The 23,489-nt window shown below is 63.6% G+C and carries 25 protein-coding genes; 5 read left to right on the forward strand and 20 right to left on the reverse strand.

Features of this window, described 5'->3' with window-relative positions:
- Positions 1-180 precede the first annotated feature (180 nt).
- Positions 181-435 carry a hypothetical protein gene (locus NKI31_RS29325; RefSeq protein ID WP_198018657.1) on the reverse strand — a complete coding sequence of 85 codons (255 nt, stop codon included), beginning with the start codon at positions 433-435 and terminating at the stop codon, positions 181-183.
- A 146-nt stretch (positions 436-581) separates the two neighbouring features.
- Positions 582-1,685: a LacI family DNA-binding transcriptional regulator gene (locus NKI31_RS29330; protein WP_031253435.1), complete on the reverse strand. Its 1,104-nt coding sequence runs from the start codon at positions 1,683-1,685 to the stop codon at positions 582-584.
- 581 nt (positions 1,686-2,266) lie between these two features.
- On the opposite strand from NKI31_RS29330, the gene NKI31_RS29335 reads away from it, so the two are divergent.
- The 3 genes from NKI31_RS29335 (at position 2,267) to NKI31_RS29345 (ending at position 5,921) form a co-directional block, all read left to right on the forward strand.
- Positions 2,267-3,229: a sugar-binding protein gene (locus tag NKI31_RS29335; protein ID WP_023672352.1), complete on the forward strand. Its 963-nt coding sequence runs from the start codon at positions 2,267-2,269 to the stop codon at positions 3,227-3,229.
- A gap of 122 nt (positions 3,230-3,351) precedes the next feature.
- A complete protein-coding gene (locus NKI31_RS29340) occupies positions 3,352-4,890 on the forward strand; it encodes a sugar ABC transporter ATP-binding protein (protein WP_286487875.1) in 1,539 nt (512 codons plus the stop codon).
- 44 nt (positions 4,891-4,934) lie between these two features.
- A complete protein-coding gene (locus NKI31_RS29345; RefSeq protein ID WP_023684050.1) occupies positions 4,935-5,921 on the forward strand; it encodes an ABC transporter permease in 987 nt (328 codons plus the stop codon).
- A 2-nt stretch (positions 5,922-5,923) separates the two neighbouring features.
- Here NKI31_RS29345 and phnN read toward each other — a convergent pair whose 3' ends face one another.
- From phnN to NKI31_RS29395, 10 genes are all read right to left on the reverse strand, one after another.
- On the reverse strand, positions 5,924-6,553 hold the full coding sequence (gene phnN, locus NKI31_RS29350) for a phosphonate metabolism protein/1,5-bisphosphokinase (PRPP-forming) PhnN (RefSeq protein WP_352653237.1): 630 nt from the start codon (positions 6,551-6,553) through the stop codon (positions 5,924-5,926).
- Entirely contained in the window at positions 6,550-7,704 is a 1,155-nt protein-coding gene (locus NKI31_RS29355; protein ID WP_352510634.1) for an alpha-D-ribose 1-methylphosphonate 5-triphosphate diphosphatase, read from the reverse strand. The genes phnN and NKI31_RS29355 overlap by 4 nt, the downstream gene beginning before the upstream one ends.
- A 34-nt stretch (positions 7,705-7,738) precedes the next feature.
- A complete protein-coding gene (locus tag NKI31_RS29360) occupies positions 7,739-8,446 on the reverse strand; it encodes a DUF1045 domain-containing protein (RefSeq protein ID WP_352653226.1) in 708 nt (235 codons plus the stop codon).
- A gap of 154 nt (positions 8,447-8,600) precedes the next feature.
- Positions 8,601-9,413 (reverse strand): 5-deoxy-glucuronate isomerase, encoded by an 813-nt coding sequence (gene iolB / locus NKI31_RS29365; protein WP_352510636.1) that lies wholly within the window; start codon positions 9,411-9,413, stop codon positions 8,601-8,603.
- Between the two features lie 190 nt (positions 9,414-9,603).
- On the reverse strand, positions 9,604-9,852 hold the full coding sequence (locus NKI31_RS29370; RefSeq protein WP_023672345.1) for a hypothetical protein: 249 nt from the start codon (positions 9,850-9,852) through the stop codon (positions 9,604-9,606).
- A gap of 9 nt (positions 9,853-9,861) precedes the next feature.
- Positions 9,862-10,779, reverse strand: coding sequence for a myo-inosose-2 dehydratase (gene iolE / locus NKI31_RS29375; RefSeq protein ID WP_352510637.1), 918 nt, complete (start codon positions 10,777-10,779; stop codon positions 9,862-9,864).
- A gap of 141 nt (positions 10,780-10,920) precedes the next feature.
- Entirely contained in the window at positions 10,921-12,771 is a 1,851-nt protein-coding gene (gene iolD, locus NKI31_RS29380; protein WP_352653227.1) for a 3D-(3,5/4)-trihydroxycyclohexane-1,2-dione acylhydrolase (decyclizing), read from the reverse strand.
- Between the two features lie 33 nt (positions 12,772-12,804).
- Positions 12,805-14,739 carry a bifunctional 5-dehydro-2-deoxygluconokinase/5-dehydro-2-deoxyphosphogluconate aldolase gene (locus tag NKI31_RS29385; protein WP_352653228.1) on the reverse strand — a complete coding sequence of 645 codons (1,935 nt, stop codon included), beginning with the start codon at positions 14,737-14,739 and terminating at the stop codon, positions 12,805-12,807.
- A 249-nt stretch (positions 14,740-14,988) separates the two neighbouring features.
- Positions 14,989-15,543, reverse strand: a complete 555-nt coding sequence (locus NKI31_RS29390; protein ID WP_352653229.1) for a hypothetical protein — start codon at positions 15,541-15,543, stop codon at positions 14,989-14,991.
- Between the two features lie 18 nt (positions 15,544-15,561).
- On the reverse strand, positions 15,562-16,407 hold the full coding sequence (locus NKI31_RS29395) for a MurR/RpiR family transcriptional regulator (RefSeq protein ID WP_352653230.1): 846 nt from the start codon (positions 16,405-16,407) through the stop codon (positions 15,562-15,564).
- Between the two features lie 315 nt (positions 16,408-16,722).
- Here NKI31_RS29395 and NKI31_RS29400 point away from each other — a divergent pair, with 315 nt between their 5' ends.
- The gene (locus NKI31_RS29400) at positions 16,723-17,832 is read left to right on the forward strand and encodes a Gfo/Idh/MocA family protein (RefSeq protein ID WP_352653231.1); all 1,110 of its coding nucleotides are present in this window, start codon (positions 16,723-16,725) and stop codon (positions 17,830-17,832) included.
- A gap of 12 nt (positions 17,833-17,844) precedes the next feature.
- Here the strand turns inward: NKI31_RS29400 and NKI31_RS29405 are convergent, their stop codons facing one another.
- Positions 17,845-18,543 carry a helix-turn-helix transcriptional regulator gene (locus NKI31_RS29405; protein ID WP_023821754.1) on the reverse strand — a complete coding sequence of 233 codons (699 nt, stop codon included), beginning with the start codon at positions 18,541-18,543 and terminating at the stop codon, positions 17,845-17,847.
- Positions 18,544-18,670: 127 nt separating this feature from the next.
- On the opposite strand from NKI31_RS29405, the gene NKI31_RS29410 reads away from it, so the two are divergent.
- Positions 18,671-19,306 carry a LysE family translocator gene (locus NKI31_RS29410; RefSeq protein WP_023672340.1) on the forward strand — a complete coding sequence of 212 codons (636 nt, stop codon included), beginning with the start codon at positions 18,671-18,673 and terminating at the stop codon, positions 19,304-19,306.
- A 115-nt stretch (positions 19,307-19,421) separates the two neighbouring features.
- On the opposite strand, the gene NKI31_RS29415 is transcribed toward NKI31_RS29410, so the two are convergent.
- The 7 genes from NKI31_RS29415 to NKI31_RS29445 form a co-directional block, all read right to left on the reverse strand.
- Positions 19,422-19,937, reverse strand: coding sequence for an SRPBCC domain-containing protein (locus tag NKI31_RS29415; protein WP_352653232.1), 516 nt, complete (start codon positions 19,935-19,937; stop codon positions 19,422-19,424).
- Positions 19,915-20,274 carry an ArsR/SmtB family transcription factor gene (locus NKI31_RS29420; RefSeq protein ID WP_023672338.1) on the reverse strand — a complete coding sequence of 120 codons (360 nt, stop codon included), beginning with the start codon at positions 20,272-20,274 and terminating at the stop codon, positions 19,915-19,917. Before NKI31_RS29420 ends, NKI31_RS29415 begins: the two co-directional genes overlap by 23 nt.
- A gap of 74 nt (positions 20,275-20,348) precedes the next feature.
- Positions 20,349-21,440, reverse strand: coding sequence for a 3-deoxy-7-phosphoheptulonate synthase (locus tag NKI31_RS29425; protein ID WP_023695981.1), 1,092 nt, complete (start codon positions 21,438-21,440; stop codon positions 20,349-20,351).
- Positions 21,441-21,529: 89 nt separating this feature from the next.
- Positions 21,530-21,655 carry a hypothetical protein gene (locus tag NKI31_RS29430; RefSeq protein ID WP_280938682.1) on the reverse strand — a complete coding sequence of 42 codons (126 nt, stop codon included), beginning with the start codon at positions 21,653-21,655 and terminating at the stop codon, positions 21,530-21,532.
- Between the two features lie 257 nt (positions 21,656-21,912).
- Complete coding sequence (locus NKI31_RS29435) at positions 21,913-22,335, reverse strand: type II toxin-antitoxin system VapC family toxin (RefSeq protein ID WP_352653233.1); 423 nt, start codon at positions 22,333-22,335, stop codon at positions 21,913-21,915.
- Positions 22,332-22,595, reverse strand: a complete 264-nt coding sequence (locus NKI31_RS29440; RefSeq protein ID WP_023687410.1) for a type II toxin-antitoxin system Phd/YefM family antitoxin — start codon at positions 22,593-22,595, stop codon at positions 22,332-22,334. Before NKI31_RS29440 ends, NKI31_RS29435 begins: the two co-directional genes overlap by 4 nt.
- Before the next feature lie 72 nt (positions 22,596-22,667).
- Positions 22,668-23,462, reverse strand: a complete 795-nt coding sequence (locus tag NKI31_RS29445; protein WP_352653234.1) for an SDR family oxidoreductase — start codon at positions 23,460-23,462, stop codon at positions 22,668-22,670.
- Positions 23,463-23,489: the final 27 nt, after the last annotated feature.

Consider the following 23,489-nt stretch of genomic DNA (forward strand, 5'->3'; position numbering starts at 1 on the left):
CCCAAGGAAAGCGCGCACACTTTGCCTGGATTGCGCTAGCCTCTGCCGTCCGTCCGGTCACCCGTTTGGGCCGGCTCAAAGATTCGCCTCTGGCCTTTTGTATCACCCGCTCTAGCTGCTTTGTGTTAGGCTCGTCATGTTAGCCTTGTCTTGCTGATGGAGGTTTTGATGGATCGGCGATCATTCTTGACAGCATTGTTCGGCGTTGCGGGGGCCGCGGCGCTTGCTACCGCGGTTCGGCCTCTCGAGGCCGTGGCCGGGGTTCCCAATGTCGGTAACGGCATTCTCGATGAACTCGACAAGCAGGATGCCAATTCGTTTGATGACGACGAAGGCGCTGGCGATGTTGAGCAGATCTCGCATCGGCGATGGCACCATCGTCGCCACCACAGGCGGCATGTCTGGAGACGGCACTGCCGCACGTTCTGGCGGCATGGCCGGCTGCGCCGGCGCTGCTATCGCAGGCGCTCCTTTGTCGTCTTGCGGTTCTAACCGCGGCACGTTCCCGGATAGTCCCTGCCCTGAGGCGCAACCACCAAACAGACCCATCCCGATTTGCATCGGGATGGGTTGGTTCAGCTTTATCCAGCCACAGCTGCCACCGACTCCCGCTCGACCAGCGGGCATTCTAGCTTGGTGATGGGATAGCGGCCGCGGCCGGCAGGCGGCGGCACTTCGAGCTGTTCGATCGCCCATTGGCCCATCGCCATGTGCGGCAGGATCGATGTCGTCAGCGGCGGGAACAGGTGACGGGCGATCTCCTCGTCGTCATAGCCGACGACGGAGATGTCCTGCGGGATGTGCAGGCCCGCCTCCTTCAGCGCTTCGTAACAGCCGATGGCCGTGCGGTCGTTCTGGCAGAAGATAGCGGTCGGACGCTCTTTCAGCGCCAAAAGCTTCACGGTCGCCGCGTAGCCGGCGCTCGCCGACCAGTCGCCCTCGACCACCAGTTCGGGATCGAACGGGATGTCGGCGGTGGCGAGCGCCCTGCGGTAGCCTTTGAGGCGGTCCTGCGCGGCCTGCATCCACGGCTCGCCGGTGATGGTGGCGATGCGGCGGTGGCCGTGGCCGATCAGATGCCGGGTCGAGTTCTGGCCGCCGGCGATCTCGGACGGCACCACGGCCGGGAAGGCATAATCGGCCGTGTAGCAGTTGAGCAGGATGACCGGGATGTCGAGGCCGTAGAGGAAGTCCGGTGCCGTGATCTCGCGGGTGAAGATGGTCATGTAGACCAGCGCCGAGATGCCGCGCCTGGTGAGCGCCGCAATGGCGCGCGGCTCCATGACGGAGTCGCCCATCGTCTGCGCCACGAGCAACACATTGCCGGCGTTCCACGACGCCTGGCGCGCGCCCTCGATGGCGACAACGGCTTCCGGGCTTGTCGCCAGCTGGTCGACAGCGAAACCGATGACACCGTCAAGTCCATCGAAGGCGGGAACAGGTTTGCGCAGCGCCGAGAAGGCGGGTGCTGCGTAGCCGAGCGCACGCGCGGCGTCGATCACCCGCTCGCGCGTCTGCTGCGACAGCCGGATGCCGGGCGAATCGTTGAGCACGAAAGAGACGGTCGCCTGCGAGCAACCGGCTGCCCTGGCGATGTCGGTCATGGTGACGCGGCCGCCCTTGGCGGCTCTCGCCGGCGCCTTGCGCCGCTTCGCCGTGTCGTCCGGATCCCTCGTCTCGCTCATGGCATTGCGTCCCAATCCCCAGCCTGTCTAGTCGCAAGCCTGCCACACCGACAAGATGGTGTGGCGCCGTCGACCAATGGAAATAGTCGAAGGCGTTTATCTTTATTAGCAGCTTTGAAGTTCGCCGCCATGCCGCTTCGGGCCGCGTGAAATTCGAGGACTGCAAGGCATCTGCTTGCGCGAAGCCGTGCTGCACCTGTTCGGGCAAACTAGACCTAGGGCCACCGCCGAGTGTCCGCGCGAGACCTCTGCTAATAGTGTTTACTAATACAAAACGACGCTGTAACGTCAATCCGCCGTGTCCGGTCAGGTGGGACCCCGTGCGGCGAGAAGTGCACGTGAATGGCCCGACGGCGAGCGGGGTTTGCCTCCGCAAGCCTGGTCTCGGACATGTGATATGTCAGACAAATCAGACTATTTACGAGCACGGGATGAGTCTCTAAAGTCCGTGATCGCGACCGACGACGCCATTCTTCAGCGCCGGGAAACCCTGAGGAGGAGGGCGTCCAAATCGCGAGCGGCAAGTCAGTGAATGCAAGATCGGTTCAGTCCGACGACTGAGCCAAAACGGGAGGTTGAACATGAAATCCTTGATACGACATGCATCCGTGGCCACCGCAGCCCTGCTGCTTGGCCTGACCGCGACAGCCATTGCGCGCGCCGACGACAAACCGACGCTGGCCTTCGTCGTCAACGGCGCTTCCGATTTCTGGAAGGCCGCCGAAGCCGGCGTCAAGAAGGCGCAGGCCGAATTGCCCGACTACAATCTCGAACTCAAATATCCCGAGCAGTCCTCGGTCGCCATCCAGCAGCGGCTGATGGACGATCTGGTGACCGCCGGCGTCAAGGGCATCATGGTCTCGGCCGTCGACCCCAAGACCTCGACCGACGGTCTGAACAAGATCGCGTCGGAAACGGCGCTGTTCACCACCGACTCCGATGCCCCGCAGACCAAGCGCGTCGCCTATATCGGCTCGTCCAATGTCGACGCCGGCAAGCAGGCGGCCGAGATCGCCAAGAAGGCGATGCCGGACGGCGGCAAGTGCCTCGGCTTCGTCGGCCTGCTCGGCGCCGACAATGCCAAGGAACGCATCCAGGGCATGAAGGACGGCCTCGCCGGCAGCAAGATCGAACTGGTGGACGTGCGCGGCGACGACATCGACCAGGCGCGCGCCAAGAAGAATGTCGAGGACGCGCTGGTCGCCAGCCCCGACATCACCTGCATGGTCGGCTTCTATTCCTACAACACGCCGCGCATCTATGAAGCGCTGCGCGACGCCGGGAAGCTCGGCTCGATCACGGTCGTCGGCTTCGATGACGATCCGATCACGCTGGGCGGCGTCAAGGAAGGCACCGTGGCGGCGACCGTCGTGCAGCAGCCCTTCGAATGGGCCTATCAGGGCATGAAGCTGATGGCCGCCTATCTCAAGGGCGACAAATCAGGCATTCCGGAAGGCGGCCTGATCATTATCCCGACCAAGATCATCGGTAAGGACGATGTCGACACCTATGCCGCCAATCTGAAGGCGATGTCCGGAAACTGAGACCACGAGCAGTTGCGCCGGCTCAGGGTTCGCCTTGAGCCGGCGATCGTGTTGACGGGCCGGCCAAGGCCCGTCAGTCTGTAGCCCACCGGCTGCTGGCAAGCCTGATCAAATATGGCGTGATGAATTATTCCGACCCATCCATCGTCGCAACCACCCCGTTCCTCGGCCTCGAGAACGTGCGCAAGACCTATCCGGGCGTGGTGGCGCTGGATGGTTTTTCCATGGAGGTCAGGCCGGGAGAGGTGATCGGCTTGGTCGGCGAAAACGGCGCCGGCAAGTCGACCTTGATGAAGATCCTCGGCGGCGTCACCAGGCCGGACAGCGGCGCCATCACCGTCGACGGCGTTGCGCATGACGGGCTCACCGTCGAAGGCAGCCTGGGGTCGGGCATCGCCTTCGTCCACCAGGAACTCAATCTGTTCGAAAACCTCGATGTTGCCGCCAATATCTTCTTCGGCCGCGAGCCGTTGCGCGGCGGGCCGCTGAGATTGGTCGACCGCGCCAAGCTGCGCGAAATGGTGGCGCCGCTGCTGAAGCGTGTCGGCGCCAACTTTTCCGCCGATACGCCGGTTGCCTCGCTGTCGCTTGCCCAGCAGCAGATGGTCGAGATCGCCAAGGCGCTGTCGATCAAGGCACGGCTGGTCATCCTCGACGAGCCGACATCGAGCCTGCCGCTTGCCGAAACCGACAAGCTGCTCGACGTCATCAAGGCGCTGAAGGCCGATGGCATCAGCGTCATCTTCATTTCGCACCGGCTGCATGAGGTCGAGCGCGTCGCCGACCGCGTCGTGGTGCTGCGCGACGGCATGCTGGCCGGCACCTTGCCGAAGAGCGCCATCAACCACGACCAGATGGTCAAGCTGATGATCGGCCGCATGCTGAAGGAGCGCGAGAAGGCCTCCGAGGCGGCGCGGGCGCCGGGCGCCACGGCTCTCTCGGCCAAAGCCATCCGCACCCCCGCCTACCCTGCCCGGCCGGTCGACCTCGACATCAGGCGCGGTGAAATCCTCGGCCTCGCCGGCCTTGTCGGCTCCGGCCGCACCGAACTGGCGCGGGTGTTCTTCGGCATCGACAGCACGCTTGGCGGTGGGCTCGAACTCGACGGCAAGCCGCTTGTACTGGGTTCGGCGGCCGATGCGGTCGCGCATGGCATTTTCCTGGTTCCGGAAGACCGCAAGCTGACCGGCATTTTGCTTGACCTGTCGATCGCGCAGAACATCTCGCTGCCCAACCTGCCGGCGCATGCGAAGCGTAGACTGGTGTCGGCAAGCTCCGAGGCCGCCACCGCAGAGAAGCAGAAGACGAATCTCGGCATCAAAGCGCCGTCGGTGCAGACGCGAACCGGCACGCTGTCGGGCGGCAACCAGCAGAAGGTGGTGCTGGGCAAATGGCTGGCGATGAACCCGAAGGTGATGATCCTCGATGAGCCGACGCGCGGCATCGATATCGGCGCCAAGGCCGAGATTTACGGGCTGATGCGAGCCTTGGCCGATGCCGGCGTCGCCGTGCTGATGATCTCCAGCGACATGGAAGAGGTGATCGGCGTGTCCGACCGCATCGCCGTCATGCATGAGGGCCAGATCTCGGGCATTCTCGACAAGGAACAATTCAGCCAGGAAAACGTGCTGTTGCTGGCGGTCGGCAAGCCGGCAAACTAGCGGGCTTCAGGCGATTGCCGGTCCGGCGCATTGGGGAGAAGACGATGAGCAAAAAAGATCTCGGCCTGCTGATCCTGATCCTGGTGGTCGGCGCCGTGGTGACCGCCATCAACCCGCGCTTCCTTTTGCCGATCAACCTCGCCAACACCTCGAACCTGATCGGCCTGTTCGGGATTCTCGCCATCGGCCAGGCCTTCGTCATCATCACCGGCGGCATCGAATTGTCTGTGGGATCGCTGGTGGCGCTGCTCGGCACGCTGTTCATCGATTTCATCGCTGTGCGCGACATGCCATGGCCGGTGGCGCTGCCGCTGATCCTGGTGCTGGGCGGCATCATCGGACTGGCGCATGGCTGGCTGATCACAAGGCTGAAATTGCAGCCCTTCGTGGTCACGCTGTGCGGCCTTTTGATCTATCGCGGGGTCGCCCGTTTCTATACCGCCGACGGCACCGCCGGTTTCGCCTTCGGCCAGAATTTTCCCGAGCTCGAATTCCTCACCGCGGGCCGCAGCTATGGCGTGCCCAACAGCTTCATCGCACTGATCGTCATTTCGATCGTCATGTGGGTGGTGCTGCACCGCTCGGTGTTCGGACGCTACCTCTATGCCATCGGCAAGAACGAAGAGGCGGCGAAATATTCGGGAATTCGCACCGGCCGTGTCGTCATGGCCGCCTATGTCATCTGCGGCGTGCTGACGGCGCTGTCGGCGATCTATTTCGCCATGTACACGCGCTCGATCTCGCCGGCCAGCCACGGCCAGTTCTACGAGCTCTACGCCATTGCCGCCGCCGTTCTCGGCGGCTTCTCGCTGCGCGGCGGCGAAGGCTCGCTGGTCGGCGTCATCCTGGGCACCGTGCTGCTGCAGGAGTTGCAGAACCTGGTCAATCTGCTCGGCATCCCGTCCTCGCTCAACTTCGCGGTGATGGGCGGCGTGATCCTGATCGGCGTGCTGGTCGACCAGCAATGGGGCGTGTTCCGCGCAAGGCGGCTGATGCTCGATGCCAGCCGGAAGACTGTCGCGGCGGAGTAGCGCTACATCACGCCGGATATATCCGAGAAGGCCATCGCCTTGCGCAGCACCTCGGCGAAGCGTTCTCCGGCGGCTTCGCGCCGGCCGCCATTGTCGATCGAGGTGACGCCGGAGCCGGACAAAGCGATATTGGCGCTGCGGGCGAGCCGAGCCAGCACTTCGCCGCGCGATTCGCGGCCGCGCTGGGCGAGACGCTCGGCGAGGATTTCCGGCGAGGCGGTGATCTCGACGACAGCCAGATTGGCATAGCGCTCCCGCAGCACCGGGATGACTGCGCGCGAGACATTGGCCACGGCGACATGGCCATTGGCTATCGACCAGTCGACATCGGCCGGGATGCCATAGCGCAGGCCGTGCGCCTCCCAGGAAATGGCGAAAGCGCCGTCGGCCTGGGCCTCGGCAAAGGCGGCGTCGGCCAGCGTGTCGTGATCCTCGCTTGCGGCGTCGCTCGGCCTGGTGATGACCCGGCGGACGAACTCCAGCCTCGTCTCGTCGGCAAACAAGGTGCGGGCATAGCCGATTACCGTATCCTTGCCGGCGCCGCTCGGGCCGACGACGGCGACAAACACGCCGTTGCGGAGCGGAAAGGCCTCGCTGCTGAGTTCGCGCTCGATCGACGCCGAGACCATCAGGCGACCCGGCGCCCTTGGCGCCAGACGGTGCGCACGACCGGCACATGGTCGTCGACGCGCACACGCACCAGATCGGCGCGGCGGCCCTGTTCGATGACGCCGCGGTCGTCGAGGCCGATCGCCTCGGCCGGATTCTTCGACACCATCGCAACCGCCTGCGGCAGGGAAATGCCCTCGACGACGTCGCCGAGGAAGAAGGCCGACTGGATCAGGCTGAAGGGAATGTAGTCGGACGACAATATGTCGAGCAGGCCGTCGCCGGCCAGCGTGCGGGCCGAGACATTGCCCGAATGCGAGGAGCCGCGCATGACGTTGGGCGCGCCCATCAGTACGCCGAGCCCGGCATCCTTCGAGGCCTTGGCGGCTTCCAGCGTGGTCGGGAATTCCGCGACGCGCACGCCCTGCTCGATCGCCTCGTCGACATGGCCTGATGTGGCGTCGTCATGGCTCGCCAGCACAATGCCCCGCTCGTTGCAGGCGGCTGATATCGCCACCCGGTTCGGTCCCGAATTCTTCGCCGATTCCGACATCCGCTTTTCGCAGAACAATTGGAAGTCGCGATCGGTCAATTTCAGCTTGCGCTGATAGTAATGGGCGTAGGTCTCGAGATTGACGAACTGACGCTGTCCCGGCGCATGGTCCATCAGCGAGGCCAGCTTGACCCGCTCGTCGCCATCGAAATTGGCGAAAGCCCGCAAGCAATCCGGCGCCGAGACCTCGCAGCGCAGGTGCAGGAAATGGTCGGCCCGCAACCGGTCTTTCGCGACGCTGTCCTCGATCGCGCCGGCGAGCTTGCGGATGTCGTCGGAGGTAATATCCGCGTCCTCGTCCATGCCGACACGCAACGCGTCGAGGACGGTGGTGATGCCGGCGGTGGCCACCTGCGCGTCATGGGCAAGGACGGCGGCGATCGGGTTCCAGCGCACTTTCGGGCGCGGCGCATAGTGGCCTTCGAGATGGTCGGTGTGCAGCTCGACCAGGCCGGGAATGATGTAGTCGCCGCCCATGTCCTCGCCGCCCATGCTCCCGCCGGTGTGGCCGGTGCCGGCGTCGACGCCGGAGATAAAACCGTCGCGCAGCACGAGCGACCCTTCGACGATCTCGTCGGCAAGCACGATGCGGGCGTTGTGGAGAACAGTTTCGGCGGTCATTCAGGCGGTCCCTGGTTACTCGGACGAATTGCGGTCAGGCGGTTTTTCGGGCAGCGCGGCGGCCGAGCGCATGATGCGAAAGCACCATGAACGGAGCGCCCGGTTCGGTTTCGACGAACAGCGTCAGCGCATCCACCAGCACCGGCTGCTGCAGCACATCGGCGAACAGGCTGTCAATTGCCGCGCGCAGACGTTGGCTTTCCTGCGGCCCGGCCCGGCCGGACAGTGTCATGTGGAAGCGAAAGGTCTCAAACACATAGGGATAGCCCCACTGGCAGAGATTGCGGAACTCGGCCGGCTTCAGCGAATCCGGGCTGCGCCGCTCGATCTCGGCCTCGGTGAGCGGCGCGCGAAAACGGTCGAAGCTAAGCACGACATCGTCGGCGAAACGGTTGAGCGGCGGCAGCGGGCCTTCCGGCACCAAAGCGAAGAAACCATCGATCTGGCTGGCGACCAGGCGCGGGATGGTGACCGTCGGCGTTGCTTCGGCAAAGGCGTCCAGCGCCGCGCGCAGCGAGCTTTCGGTTTCGTTGGCGGCCAACCGGAAGGGCGCTTTCAGCGTCGCATGAAAGCCGTAGCGCCGCGCCGATGCGGTGTGAAAAGCGACTTCGGCCGCCGACAGCTCGCCCACCGCCTCGACCGGCCTGGTGGCGGCGCCAAAGGGGTCGCGACCCAGCCAGTTGGCGGCGATCCGCGCCAGCGGTTCGTCCTGCCTCGGGGTGAAATAAATGGCGTAGCGCATCGAAAAAAATCCTCGTCAGCCCGCTGCCATAGGTGATTTCCATGACGGATTGACGAAGCTTATGCGGGTTTTCGAAGGCAAATCGACCCCGCAGGTCCTTAGCCGACGATTTTTTCCTGCTGGACCGACAGCTTCCGCCGCAAGCGAAGGCCGATCAGGCCTTCATCAGCCATTCGTGCTCGGGCGCGTTGTGGAACTTCCACGTCCGCTTCGGCCCGGCCATGACGTTGAGATAATAGAGGTCGTAGCCGTGGCAGGCGGCGCAGGGGTGATAGCCCTTGGGCACCAGCACAACATCGCCGTCCTCGATCGCCATGGCTTCGTCCAGCTCGCGGGCGCCGGTCTTGTCGGCGTCGGTGTAGACGCGCTGGAAGGCAAAACCCTGCGGCGGGTTGAGGCGGTGGTAGTAGGTTTCCTCAAGATAGGATTCGGCCGGCAGATTGTCCTGGTCGTGCTTGTGCGGCGGGTAGCTCGATGTGTGGCCGCCGGGCGTGATGACCTCGACCACCAGCAGCGAGTCGGCGGGCTTGCCCTCGGGCAATATGTTGGTGACGTAGCGCGTGTTGGTGCCTTTGCCCCGAGTCTCCTGGCCGAGGTCGTCGGGTGCGATGACGCGAACGGGCAAGCCGCCGCCCAGGCCCGGCGCCGAGCAGACCGCGAGCTCGAGATCGGTGTCGGCGGTGACCGACCAATCCGACCCCTCAGGAATATAGACCGACCACGGCTTGCCCTCGAAGGGCGACATGCGCTCGCCGAGCAGGCCAAGTTCCCGGCCGCCGGCCTTGGCCGTGCCCTTGCCGGTGACGAACACCAGGCAGACTTCGCGACCGCCCGTCTTACCCGAGGCGTTTTCGCCGGGCTTCAAACGGTGCAGGTCGAAGCCGACATAGGTCCAGCCGGCGCTGTTGGGCGTGACATGCGCGACGCGGCCATGGCCCTTGTCGGCTTTGACGAGCAGTTTCGACATGTTTTGTCTCCTATCGCAAGTCTTCGAGGTCGGCCTCTCAACTTCGTCATCCTAGGGCGAAGCAGGAGCGAAGCTCCGTCGCGAAGACCCTAGGATGACGAAGCGAGGAACGTTCCGGCCAATCACCGACGTAGGCGATACGCCAGGTGTCCAGTGTCCGACCCGCAAGCCCTTCCGAGCCACGGCCGCTTCATTCCTTCGGTTCGGCGTCCGCCTTCGCTTCGCCGGTCTTCGGTCGATCAGGCGCAGCCTTGCTCTCCTCCACCGGCTTGTAAAGATAGAAGAACTGCCACACCGCGTAGGCAGCAAAGCCGAGCGCAATGATGCCCCAGAATGGGGTGCCGGAGGCGAATTCTATTCCGGCCCAGATCACGCAGACGGCGACGACGGCAACGCGCCGCCACAGCGGCCGGAAGAACGGGTGCTCGTAATCCTTCATCGGATCGCCTCAGGCATTGGGAAAGCCTTGCGTCTCGACCGTGTAGCCGGCCGCCGTCATCACCCGCATCAATTCCTTGTGGCCGACCTGCGCCATCTTGAGCGGCGGGTTCTTCTTCGGGTCCTGCTCGGCCTCGACGACGAACCAGCCTTCATAGCCATGGTCAGCGAAGCGCTGCACGATGGCGCCGAAATCGAGCGAACCGTCGCCAGGCACCGTGAAGGCACCGAGCGCCACGGCGTCGAGAAAGGACTGCTTTGTGCGGTCGAGCCCGTCGATCACGCCCATGCGCACATCCTTCACATGGACATGGCTGATGCGCTTGTGGTGGTTGTCGATGGCGCGCAGCACGTCGCCACCGGCAAAGGCGAGATGCCCTGCATCGAGCAGCAACGGAATGCCTTCGCCGGAATGGCGCATGAAGGCATCGAGCTCCGGCTCGGTCTCGACCACCGCCGCCATGTGATGGTGATAGGACAGCGGCATGCCTTGCTCTGCGCACCATTCGCCGAACTCGGTGAGGCGCCTGGCATAGGCCCTCATCTCGTCATTCGACAATTTCGGCTTGGTGGCGAGAGGCCTGGAGCGATCGCCCTGGATCGAGCGGCCGACCTCGCCATAGACGATGCAAGGCGCATTAACCGCCTTGAACAGGTCGATCATCGGCTGGATGCGATCCTTGTTCTTGCCCATGTCCTCATCAACCAGGGTGCCGGAGAACCAGCCGCCGCACAGCGTCACGTCGGCCTGCTTCAGGATCGGCAGCATGATTTCGGGGTCGTTTGGAAAACGCCGGCCCATTTCCATGCCGGTGAAACCTGCCGAGCGCGACTGGCGCAGGCACTCTTCCAGCGAGACGTCGTCGCTGAGTTCGGCAAGATCGTCGTTCCACCACGCAATGGGGGACATGCCCAGTTTGGCTTTCAAGTTTTAGCTCCGGTTTCTTGTTCACCCTCCCCCTTGTGGGGAGGGTCGCTGCGAAGCAGCGGGGTGGGGTGCGGCGCCAGACCCCCACCGGACCTTCGGTCCGACCTCCACAAGGGGAGGTAGGGGGCGGGTGCATGTACATCAATCGCCGATTGTCTGCATCTGCCGCTTTTCGTCATAGGCCTTGCGGGCTGCGTTGACCTGCGGCCGTGCGGAGACTTCCGGCACCGCGACATCCCACCAATGGCCGCCGGCATCGGTGGAAATCAGCGGGTCGGTGTCGATGACCAGCACGGTGGTGCGGTCGTTGGTTTTCGACTTTTGCAGCGCGGTCTCCAGGCCGGTGATCGACGGCACCTTCTCGGCAATAGCGCCCATGCTGGCCGCATGCGCGGCGAAGTCGATGTCGGGCAAGATCTCGTGGCGCGCGTCCTTCAGGAGGTTGTTGAAGTTGGCGCCGCCGGTGGCCATCTGCAGCCGGTTGATGCAGCCATATCCCCTGTTGTCGAGCACCACGATGATCAGCTTCAATCCGAGCATCACCGAGGTGGCGATCTCCGAATTCATCATCAGGTAGGATCCGTCGCCGACCATGACGACTATCTCCTGATCGGGCTTGGCCATCTTGGCGCCGAGCCCGCCGGCAATCTCGTAACCCATGGTCGAGAAACCATATTCGCCATGGTACGAGCCGGGCGCGCCTGCCTGCCAGAGCTTGTGCAACTCGCCCGGCAGGCCGCCCGACGCGTTCAGCAAGGTCACGCCGGATCCCAGCGCGCGCTGCACGGCGCCGATCACCTGCGCGTCCGACGGGAAGGCGGCGTTGGTCGACGCCGTCACCTTGGAGGCTTCGGCCTGCCAAGCCTTCTTGCCTTGGGTCGCATTGTCGGTCCATGTCGCCGGTGCTTTCCAGTTCCCCAGCGCAGCACCGAGTTCGGCGAGCCCTTCGGCCGCATCGGCGACCAGCGGCAGCGCGCGGTGCTTGCCGGCGTCGAAAGGCTGCACGTTGAGGCCGATGATGGTCTTGCCGGAGTTCTTGAACAGCGCCCACGAGCCGGTGGTGAAATCCTGCAGGCGGGTGCCGATGGCGAGCACGACATCGGCTTCCTCGGCCAGCCGGTTGGCCGCGGACGTGCCGGTGACGCCAACCGCCGCCATGTTGAGCGGATGTGTGTCGGGCAGCGAGGACTTGCCGCCTTGCGTCTCGCAGACCGGAATGCCGGCGCTCTCGGCGAATTTCGCCAGTTCGTCCGAAGCCTGCGCATACAGCACGCCGCCGCCGGCGATGATCAGCGGTTTTTTCGCACCCCTCAGCGCGGTGACCGCCGCCGCCAATTCATGCCGGTCCGGACGCGGCCGGCGCTGGTGCCAGACGCGCTCGGCGAAAAAGCTCTCGGGATAGTCATAGGCCTCGGCCTGCACGTCCTGGCAGAGCGACAGCGTCACCGGGCCGCATTCCGCCGGATCGGTCAGCACCTGCATGGTCCGCGCCAATGCCGGGATGATCTGCTCGGGACGGGTGATGCGGTCGAAATAGCGCGACACCGGACGGAAGCAGTCATTGACCGTCGCGGTGCCGTCGGAAAAGTCCTCGGCCTGCTGCAGCACCGGATCGGGGATGCGGTTGGCGAAGACATCGCCCGGCAAAAACAGGACGGGCAACCTGTTTACGTGGGCGAGCGCCGCCGCCGTCACCATGTTGAGCGCACCGGGGCCGATCGAAGAGGTCGCGGCCATGAAGCGGCGGCGGAAATTGGCCTTGCCATAGGCGATCGCCGCATGCGCCATCGCCTGCTCATTGTGGGCGCGGAAGGTCGGCAATTCGTCGCGCAGCTGGTACAGCGCCTCGCCGATGCCGGCGACATTGCCGTGACCGAAGATCGCCCAGACACCGCCGAAGATGGGCACTCGTCTGCCGTCGATCTCGGTCATCTGCTTGCTCAGAAAGCGGGTCAGCGCCTGCGCCATCGTCAGGCGGATTGTCTTGCTCATGGTGTTTTCCTCCGCAGTCCTCTTGCCGCGCCTTTATGCTGCTTTACGGCCACGCGCGGCAAGCCACGCTTCGGTCAACTGTTCGAAGCGCGCGGCCATGTCGGCGATAGCCTCGTCATCCGTCATCTTGCCCGCCAGCCATTGTTCGGCGGCGTGGACGAAGATGGTGCGGCCGACGGCAAAGCCCTTGACGATCGGCGCCTTGGCGGTGGCGGCAAAGGCCGCTTCCAGTTCGTCCTGCGGCGCTTCGAGACCCAGCAGCACGACGCCACGACACCAGGGATCGTGCTTCAGGATCACCGCTTCGATCTTCGCCCAGGCGCCGGCCGACGCCTGCGGTTCGAGCTTCCACCAGTCCGGCTTGATGCCAAGCGCATAGAGTTCTTCCAGGGCGCGCGGGATGGTCGTTTCGTCGAGCTTGCCGTGCTTGCCGGCGATGATCTCGACCAGAAGCTCCCGGCCGACCTTCCGCGCGGCTTCGAACAGCGAGCGCAGCTTCTGCTGCTGCTCATCCTTGAGCGCTGCCGGATCGTCGGGGTGATAGAAGCACAGGCATTTGATGCAGTTGTCGACCGGCCATTCCACCAGTTGCGAGCCGATGTCCTGCGAGAACTCGAAGCGCAGCGGCCGCGAGCCCGGCAGTTCGACGGGACGGCCGAGCCAGGCAAAGGGGTGGCGGGCGAATTCGAACATTGCTTCGCGGCCATGCTTCTCGTCGATCAGCATGCCATAGCCGTCGCGGCCGGCGGCGACTTTCGCCGCAGCCTTGACCGCCAGCACCTTGAAATCGCGGATGCGCGCCGGATCGGCGCCGGTCTTTGCCGCGACGTCCTCAAGCTGCACACGGTGGTCGCAGGCGAGCGCCATCATCGAGGGGATATCGCGGCGGCGGGTCGTCGCCCAATGGATGTGGTTGATCGCCTCGTCCTTGCGCAACGCTAAGTGCTTGCTGCCGTTCTTGAGGAAGAACTGCAATTCCTCGAAGGTCGGATATTCCGGCGCGCAGAGCAGCCGCGACACGGCGAAGGCGCCGCAGGCATTGGCCCAGGTCGCCGCCGTTGCCAGGTTTTCGCCACCGAGCCAGCCGCGCAGAAAACCGGACATGAAGGCATCACCCGCGCCGAGCACATTGTAGATCTCGATCGGAAAGCCCTTGCCGACGATACCGTCTTCCAGATCGTCGCTGACCGGCCCGTCATAGACGATGCAGCCCATGGCGCCGCGCTTCAGTACGATGGTTGCCTTAGACAGCGCGCGGATCGTCTTCAACGCACTCAGGCAATCGTCGGCACCCGACGCGATCATGATCTCTTCCTCGGTGCCGACGATGAGATCGCAATCGGGCAGCACCGTCTTCAGCTGGGCCGAGACGCGGTCGGATTTGACATAGCGCTCAAAACCTTCGGCATGGCCGGCGAGGCCCCAGAGGTTGGGGCGGTAGTCGATGTCGAACACCACCTTGCCGCCCCTGGCCTTGATGATGCGGATAGCCTTGCGCTGGGCGGCGTCGCTGTTGGGCCGAGAAAAATGCGTGCCGGTGACGACGATCGAGCGGGCCGAGGCGATGAAGGCTTCATCGATGTCTTCTTCGGCAAGCGCCATGTCGGCGCAGTCGCTGCGATAAAAGATCATCGGCGAGACCCCTTCGCTCTCGACCGAAAGCAGCACCAGAGCCGTCAGCCGTTCCTTGTCGGTCTTCAGCCCGTCGACATTGACGCCTTCGCGCCGCAGCTGCTCGCGGATGAAGCGGCCCATCTGCTCGTCGCCGACGCGGGTGAGCAGCGCCGAGCGCAGGCCTAGTCTCGCCGTGCCAACCGAGATGTTGGCCGGGCAGCCGCCGACCGATTTGGCGAAGGAGGTGATGTCCTCCAGCCGCGAGCCGATCTGCTGGCCGTAAAGGTCGACGGAAGCGCGACCGATGGTGATGACATCGAGCGTCGCCTGTTTGGCGTCCACGGCTTCGCTCATTGGAACCTCCCGTCGGTCTTGTTGTCTTGAGCAACGTAGTTGGGGGACACGCGCGAGCGGCAGCGTGGCGCCGGGAATATGAAATAATAATTCCAATCCATAGTCAATATGGAATGAGCATTCCTTCCTTTAAAAGTGCCGAAGAGCGATGGCTGCTGGAGACTTAGGATGGAGACCCGTTACCGCGCAACCAGATGTGGATCGAGACGAGTTTGAGGGGGAAAGCCGCCAGCCGACAAAACGATTCGGTTATGAAAAAGCACGCCAGACCACACTCCCAAGGTCGGGAGAGTAGCGGGCGATGATAGCCTCCTGATCATTTTCCTGCGTCAGAGTTACCTGCTTCCCAGTAGCGTCACCTAGCAATCGCACAAAGCGGTCAAGGTGCTCAATCTCAGTTTCTCCGCTGACTTGCCTAGGATCGAAGTCGAACTCGATTTCGACAACGGTGAAGAAGTGACATGCAAGCTGGATTGGCCCGACGTAAAAAGAAAGTAGGCTGTCTGTTTCGCTTTCCAGGGCGGCTTCGACCCCCAATGGCATCGATTCGATCTTGCCGGAGACACTGAAATTGGCAGGCGGGGTCCATTCGAGGAGGATGTCCCAGACGGCCTGCCAATCTGCCTCAGACGTGTTCAGAACGTAGATATCTCGCCATGAGCCGTCCCAAGCGAAATCCGATGCGATCTGTTCCCAATTCATGCATGAACCATTCTCGATGAACTTCGGTTCTAGCATGGCATACGGGATGATCCCTTTCCACAGATCCCAAGTCCGCATTTTCCGGACGGAAAACCGCTTCACGCCTTTTTCTGGGATTGCCTAGACCTTGCGCTTCTTTCCGGTGCTGCGCCGCTTCTCGCCGACGCCGACGGTGAGCGCCATGGCCAGCGCCATGGTGGCCGACAGCGAGCGGAAGCCGGCGAAATCGGCCTCGGCGACCTCGAACCAGACCTTGGCGAACTGGGCGAGTGGCGAAAACGAACTGTCGGTGATGGCGACGATCGGCACGCCCTGTTCGGAAATGGTGCGGGCTTCCTCGATGGTGGCCGGTGCGTAGGGCGAGAAGCTGATGGCGATGACGGCGTCCGCCGGGGTGGCGAAGGCGACCATCTCGGCATTGAGGCCGGCGGCGGATTCGATCAGCTGGTTGCGGATCTTCAGCTTGCCCAAGGCATAGGCAATGTAGCTCGCCACCGGGTAGGAGCGGCGCTTGGCCAGGACATAGATGGTCTCGGCCTTGGCCAGCAGCGAGATCGCGTCTTCCAGATGCGCCTCGTCCAGCGAGCGTGAGATGTCGTTGAGCGAAGTGCTGGCGGCGGCGACGAAGCCGTCGAAGATGGCTCGGTGTCCAGCACCCGCATCGGCCTTGGCGCGCAGCGCCTGCAGGCGTTCGTCATAAGAGGAATTGCGCTCGCGCAGCCGCTCGCGAAACACCTGCTGCAGGCTGGTGAAGCCGTCAAAGCCTAGTTGCTGGGCAAAGCGGATCAAGGTGGACGGCTGCACGCCCGCCGAAGCGGCGATGCTGGCGGCGGTGCCGAAGGCGATGTCATCGGGATTGTCGAGCGCATAGGCGGCGATCTGGGCGATGCGCTTGGGCAAGGTTTCACGGCGATCGAGGATCGTGGCGCGCAGCGTCTCGAAGTCGCGAGGTACCCGTTCGTCCATCGTCGCCCCGTCCAAGCTCACCTAAAGCGCGTCGCGGTGAACGGATTCGTGCGATGGGCTTTAAGTCTTTGTTTTGATGCATGCCGTTGTCCCAGAACCGCGGCACACTTCTGGGCGACATGCATTAGAGCATGATGCCGAAAAGAGTGCATCGGTTTCGGACGACATCATGCTCTCTTTAACTCAAGTGACGTCCTCTCTGCCCCATCATAGCGAGCCTGCGCAAGAAGGCCATAAAAAATGAGGCAGACATTCCATTCGGAGAATAAATGGACTAATTCATCCATCGATCGCTTCAGGTATTGGGAGAAAGAAATGGTCGGCGTTGGTCTTATCGGCACGGGTTTCATGGGCAAATGCCACGCCATTGCGTGGAGCGCCGTCGGCGCCGTCTTTCCCGATGTCGCCAAGCCGAAGCTGGTCCATCTCGGCGAGGTCAACGAGGAGCTGGCCAAGCGTAAGGCCGGCGAGTTCGGCTTCGCCAAGGCGTCGGGCGACTGGCGTGCCGTCGTCAACGACCCCGAGGTCGATATCGTCTCGCTGACCACGCCCAATCAGTTCCATCCGGAGATGGCCATCGCCGTCCTCGAAGCCGGCAAGCATCTGTGGTGCGAGAAGCCGATGGCGCCGAGCTTTGCCGAAGCAGCGGCGATGGCGGCCGCTGCCAGGAAATCCGGCAAGGTCGCAGCCCTTGGCTACAACTACATACAGAGCCCGGCCATTCGCCACATCGGTGCGCTGCTCGAGGAAAAGATCATCGGCGAGGTCAACCATCTGCGCATCGAGATGGACGAGGACTTCATGGCCGACCCGGAAGCGCTGTTCTTCTGGAAGCACGAGGCTGCTTCCGGCTATGGCGCGCTCGACGATTTCGCCGTGCATCCGCTGTCGCTGGTCTCGACACTGTTCGGCCGCGTCGCAAAAGTCATCTGCGACATGGCCAAGCCCTATGCCGACCGCAAGCTGGCCGGCGGCGGCCGCCGTGCGGTGGAGACCTACGACATCGCCAGCGTTTTGATGCATCTGGAAAACGGCATTGCCGGCACGCTGCTGGTCAACCGCTCGGCCTGGGGCCGCAAGGGCCGCATCGCCATACAGATTTTCGGCTCCAAAGGATCGATCCTGTTCGACCAGGAGCGGATGAACGAAATCCAGCTCTACGTCACCGCCGATCGCCCGACCGAACAGGGCTACCGCACCATATTGGTGGCGCCGCACCACAAGCCTTACGACGCCTTCCTCCCGGCGCCGGGCCATGGGCTCGGTTTCAACGACCTCAAGATCATCGAGTGCCACGAATTGCTGACGCGGCTTGCCGGCAAGCCGGCACGGGTCATCGAATTTGCCGAAGGGCTGGAGATCGAGCGCACCGTTCACGCGATGGCGAGGTCGTTCGAGGAGAAGCGCTGGGTGGATGTGCGGTAAGATCCGCTCGCTTCAGCCGCCAGCGACAGCGTTCGCCTCCCAGCCATTGACCCAGACCTGCCGCAGGCGATCGCCTTCGCCCTTGAAGCGCAGGCCGGTCGGCTGGCAAGCCTCGATGCGATCGCTGCGGAAATTGCGGATGGCCTGGCGCAGTTCACACCAGGCGACGATGTTGGCGGTTTCTGAATAGTAGATCAGCGCGATTGGACGGATCAGCCGCTCGGAGGCGCGGCCGATTTCGTCGCGATAGGACAGGTCGAGCTTTTCCTCGTCGCGGATGGCGCGGCGCACAAGCGCCAGATCGATGGTGCCGATTGCCGGTGCAGCGAACCCCCAGACATGCAGTGCGTTGGCGTCGAACGCCTGGCGTAGTGGCGGCGGCACGGCGCCGGCGATCTTGGCGCTGACGCGCTTGGCCGCCTGCTTGAGTTCGCTGTCTCCCGTGCGCTCCAGCAGCGCCAGCGACAGGACGATCGCCTCCATCTCCTCGATTGAGAACATCAGCGGTGGCAGGTCGAAGCCGGGCCGCAATATATAGCCGATGCCACGCCCGCCTTCGATCGGCACGCGCATCGCCTGCAGTGCGGCGATGTCGCGATAGATCGAACGCACCGTGACTTCCAGCTGCCCGGCGATCATCGCCGCCGTCACCGGCTGCCGCGCCAGCCGCAGGATCTGGATGATCTCGAACAGGCGCGACGCCTTGCGCATTTCCTCTCCCTGATGAAACGCTACTGACACATCCCCGTCAGTTGGGGTGATTTATTGGACTGCCTATCAGCTTGAAAATCAACAAATTCCTTAACGGCACCCCAGCAGGAAGCGACAAGTAACTGACATGAGTTACGCGGAAAATCTCTGGCTGTTCTTTATCCTGCTGTCCGGCATCATCATCGTGCCCGGCATGGACATGCTGTTCGTGCTGGCCAATGCGCTCACCGGCGGCCGCGACCGGGGCCTCGCCGCCACGGGCGGCATCATGGTCGGCGGCATCGTGCACACGCTGAACGGCGCCATCGGCGTCGGCCTGCTGATGCATTTCGTACCAATCCTGTACAAGCCGCTGCTGATAGCCGGCGCCGCCTACATGGCCTTCATCGGCATCTCGCTGATGCGCAGTTCCATCACCGTCGGCCATGACGGGCCCGCCGGCAGCCGTACGGCCTGGAAGGCCTTTCGCCAGGGACTGGTGACCTGCCTGATCAACCCGAAGGCCTATCTCTTCATATTTGCCGTCTATCCGCAGTTCCTGAAGCCGGATTACGGCCCGATCTGGATGCAGGCGACGGTCATGGGCTTGCTGACGATGCTGACGCAGGCCGCCATCTATGGCGGGCTCGCCATCACCGCCGGCCGCAGCCGCAATCTGCTGGTGGCCAATCCGCGGGCGACCGCTTTTGCGGGCCGGGCGGCCGGACTGCTGCTGTTTGCGGTCTCGGTGTTTACGGCATGGGAAGGGTTGAGGGCAGCGTGATCCCGATCAAGCGATGACGCCGCGTTTCTTCGCCTCGGCGCGGCGCTTGCGGATCACTGTCCCGGTCTTTTCGTCGTCGAGGGCGGCAGCTACCCCGTCCGCGAGACCGATGACGTCATGACCGCCTCACGCCCTCGCCCAAGACGACGAGAAGCTCGTCCAATTGCTCGAACGTCTCGCCCATCGCATCCGCCGCCCCGGTACCGGCCGCGTCGAGAGCCTCCTTCGAGGGATAGAGTTCGTGCATGACCAGCAGCGTCTTGCCACCCTTTTCCTCGAAGGTCAGCGTGGTGACGGGTCCACCGTCACCACCTTCGTCATTGGTCCAGACGAGGCGTGAGTGGGGTGTCACTTCGATATACCTGCCGAAGAATTCGTAAAGGTCCGAGGCGTCGTGGCCGAACACCAGGCGGTACGTGCCTCCGGTACGAGCATCCATCTCGCAGGAACGCAGGAACATGCCCATCGACTTCGGCACCCACCACTGCTTGAACAGCTCGGGCTTGGTCCACGCCTCGAACACGATGCGCGCCGGACCGTTGACTGTTCGCGTGACGACCAGCTCGCGCTCGGACTTCCGTTCGACCGTGGTGCGGCTGTTCGTGGGCTCACTCTCGGTTCTTTGGCGCATCGGCTTTCTCCTTCCGTTTCAATTCCTCGACAACCTTGTCCAACTCGTTGAAGCGTGCGTCCCAGAGCAGGCGGTGCCGCTCGATCCAGGCCGCCTCTTCCTCCAGTCCGCGCAGGCCGAGCTTGCAGGTCCGCACGCGGCCAACCTTCTGCGTGGTGACGAGCCCCGCCTGCTCCAGGACGCCGACGTGCTTCTTCATGCCCGTGAGGGTCATGTGGAACTTTCCGGCAAGCTCGGTGATCGAAGCGTCTGCGCGTCCGAGCTGCTCCAGAACGCCACGCCGGGTGGCGTCGGAGAGCGCGGCGAACGAGGAATCCAAGTCGGTATACTGAACCATATGGTTCAGTATTTAGCAGACCGGTTGCCGGGGTGCAAGGGAGCCGCAGCGTCCTTCCCGCGCATCGCCTCGTATCAGGCGGCGCCCGGCCGGTTCTCCATCATGGCGCGGCGGGCTGAGCGGCGCCATTCTACGGCGCCGGCGAGGCCGTGCAGCACCGTCTCTGTGGTCGCCCAGTCTATGCAGCCATCTGTGATGCTCTGGCCATAGACGAGCGGCTTGCCTGATACCACGTCCTGCCGGCCGGCGACGAGATTGCTCTCGATCATGACGCCGATGATACGCTCGTCCCCTGCTGCCACCTGGCCGGCGACATCGGCCGCCACCTTCGGCTGGTTCTCCGGCTTCTTGCTCGAGTTCGCGTGGCTGACATCGATCATCAGACGGGGGGCGACGCCGATGCGGGCAAGTTCGACCGAGGCCGCCTCGACGCTCGCCGCATCGTAATTCGGCTGAACGCCGCCGCGCAGGATGACGTGGCAGTCCTCATTGCCGGTAGTAGTCGCAATGCCGCTGCGTCCGCCCTTGGTCACCGCCATGAAATGATGCGGCTGGGCGGCGGATTTCACCGCCTCGGCGGCGATCCTGAGATTGCCGTCGGTACCGTTCTTGAAGCCGACCGGGCAGGACAGGCCGGAAGCCAGTTCGCGGTGGATCTGGCTCTCGGTGGTGCGCGCGCCGATGGCGCCCCAGGCGACGAGGTCGGCAATGTATTGCGGCGTCGTCATGTCGAGAAATTCGGTGGCCGAGGGCAGGCCGAGATTGTTGACCGCCGACAGCACGTTGCGCGCCATCCGCAGCCCCTTGTCGATGTTGAAGCTGCCGTCGAGATCGGGGTCGTTGATAAGGCCCTTCCAGCCGACAGTCGTGCGCGGCTTTTCGAAATAGACCCGCATGACGATCTCCAACCGGTCGGACAGGGTCTCGCGCAGCGCCACTAGCCGGCTGGCATAGTCAACGGCCGCGACCGGGTCGTGGATCGAACACGGGCCGACGATGACAAGCAGCCGGTCGTCGGTGCCGTTCAAGATGGCATGGGTGGCGTTGCGTGATGCGCTCACGGTGCGCGTTGCCGTCAGCGTGCGCGGGATCTCCCGCATCACCTCGTCCGGCGTACTCAATTCTCGGATTTCCTTGACCCGAAGATCGTCTGTGGTGGTCAACACGGCTTTCTGCTCCTGTTTTTAGGAGACCTGCCGGCTGATACAAAAAAGCCGCCAGGTCTGGCGGCTGTTCGGACTTGTTGCTGCAATCTTCAGATCGAGCGCAATCCTCCCGCCGCCAGCGAGCTCGTAAAGTACCAATAGGTGGCGGTCAGGTTGATCATGAGGCTCATATAGTCGATGCCGAGGCGCTTGTCACGTGGGGTATGCGGAGACAATTCGGGATGGGCCGAATCCTCGCGATTTCGTCATCCCTGGGCGGAGCAGGAGCGAAGCTCCGTCGCGGAGACCCTGGGATCCATTCCGTGACCTGGGCCGTGGAGTGCGGCGGAGCAGAATTCTGGACCGTAGCAGCGCTCTGAAGTCGCGGCATGGATCCTCGGGTCTGCGCTGCGTCGCCACGCTCCTTGCTCCGCCCGTGGATGACGAAGTGCCGGCGGTTCGCCAATCGCCAACACGTATAACGCGGAGCGGCTCATGCGGTCCAGGGATCGAAGAGTTCAAGCCCAAAGCCTTCGAAATCTTTCGTATTGCACGTTGCCAAGGTGAGCTCGTGCGCAATCGCAGTGGCTGCGATCAGGCCGTCCATCGACGATAGACCACGACCGCGGCGCTTGCCAAGACCCATCAGGTCGCCCCAGGCCAAGGCAACCGCATCGTTCACCGGCAAAACCCGCTGTTCGAAGCGCTGGGGCAGGTCCCGGGCGAGCCATTCGGCCAGCGCCTCGCGTTTGCGGCCCTCATCCATCAGAGAGACGCCGCGCCGGATCTCGGCGATCGACACTACGCTGATGAAGGAGCGGTCCTCATCAAGCTCGTCCAGCCAGCCCAGGACACGTGCGTCAGGCGCTGGCCTCGTCACCTCGGACAGGACATTCGTGTCGAGCAGCAGTCTCACAGCGGCAGGTCACGCGGTTCGTCGCGCTGACGTTCAAGCTCGAGATCGGCGCCGCGCAGCGGCGAGTCCAGCAGGAACTCGGCAAGCGTACCCTTGCGTGCGATCTTGCGCTGCCATTCCTCGGCCGAGACGACAACCACGCTTGGTTTGCCGTTCTTGGTGATCGTCTGCGGCGAGGACTGCGCGCGCTCGATGACCTCGGAGAGCCGGGCTTTTGCCCCGGCAACCGTCCAGTTGGTGCCTTTGGATGACGTTAGCATCGCATTCCTCGTGACTATCATGACTATCATGACTATCTGGGAATGGCGATGTTGCTGCAACAGGGTTTGAAGCTACTCCGGCGAGGTCCCCGCGACGTTCTGGTCATAGTCGACCAGCGAGCCGGTCATGACGCCGGATTGCGGGCTGGCCATGTAGCTGATCAGCCGCGCCAGTTGGTCGGGCTTCACCAGTTGGCCCATCGGCTGGCCGGCCTCTGCCTTTGCCAGCCAGTCGTCGGAGGCGCCGTGCCATTTCTTCTGCACGATGTCCTCGCCCTCGGTGTCCATCCAGCCCGGCAGCACGGCGTTGCAGCGGACGCGGTTGAAACGATAGGCGTTGGCGACGTTCTTGGTCAGTGTCGCCAGCGCGCCCTTGCTCGATGAATAGGGCGCCAGGAACGACTGGCCGCAATGCGCCGACATAGAGAGCACGTTGACGATCGAGCCCGGCGCCTTCTTGTCCAGCAGATGCGCCACCACGCCCTGCATCAGGAAGAAGGGACCACGCACATTGGTGTGGAAAATCTGGTCGAACACCTCTTCCGAAGTTTCGACAAGTGAACCACGCGCGGACGTGGCGGCGGCGTTGACCAGCGCGTTGATGGTGCCGAAATGCGAGATCGCGGTTGCCACCGCACGCTTGCAGTCCGCCACTTTCGAGACGTCGGCGCTGATGAAGATCGCATCGACGCCGGCCTTCTTGAAGTGGGCGGCCGCCTTGTCGCCCTTCTCCTGCGAGCGGCCGATGAGCGCCAGCGCCTTGCAGCCCTCGTCGGCCAGCGCTTCGGCGACGGCAAAGCCGATGCCTTGCGCACCGCCGGTGACGATGGCGCGCGTGTTCGAATTGCGATCGGCGGATGTGCTCATCGCTCTGCTCCTGTGCCCTGGTTCCGG

It is taken from the genome of Mesorhizobium sp. M0659 (genome assembly GCF_040320605.1).
Taxonomy (GTDB): domain Bacteria; phylum Pseudomonadota; class Alphaproteobacteria; order Rhizobiales; family Rhizobiaceae; genus Mesorhizobium.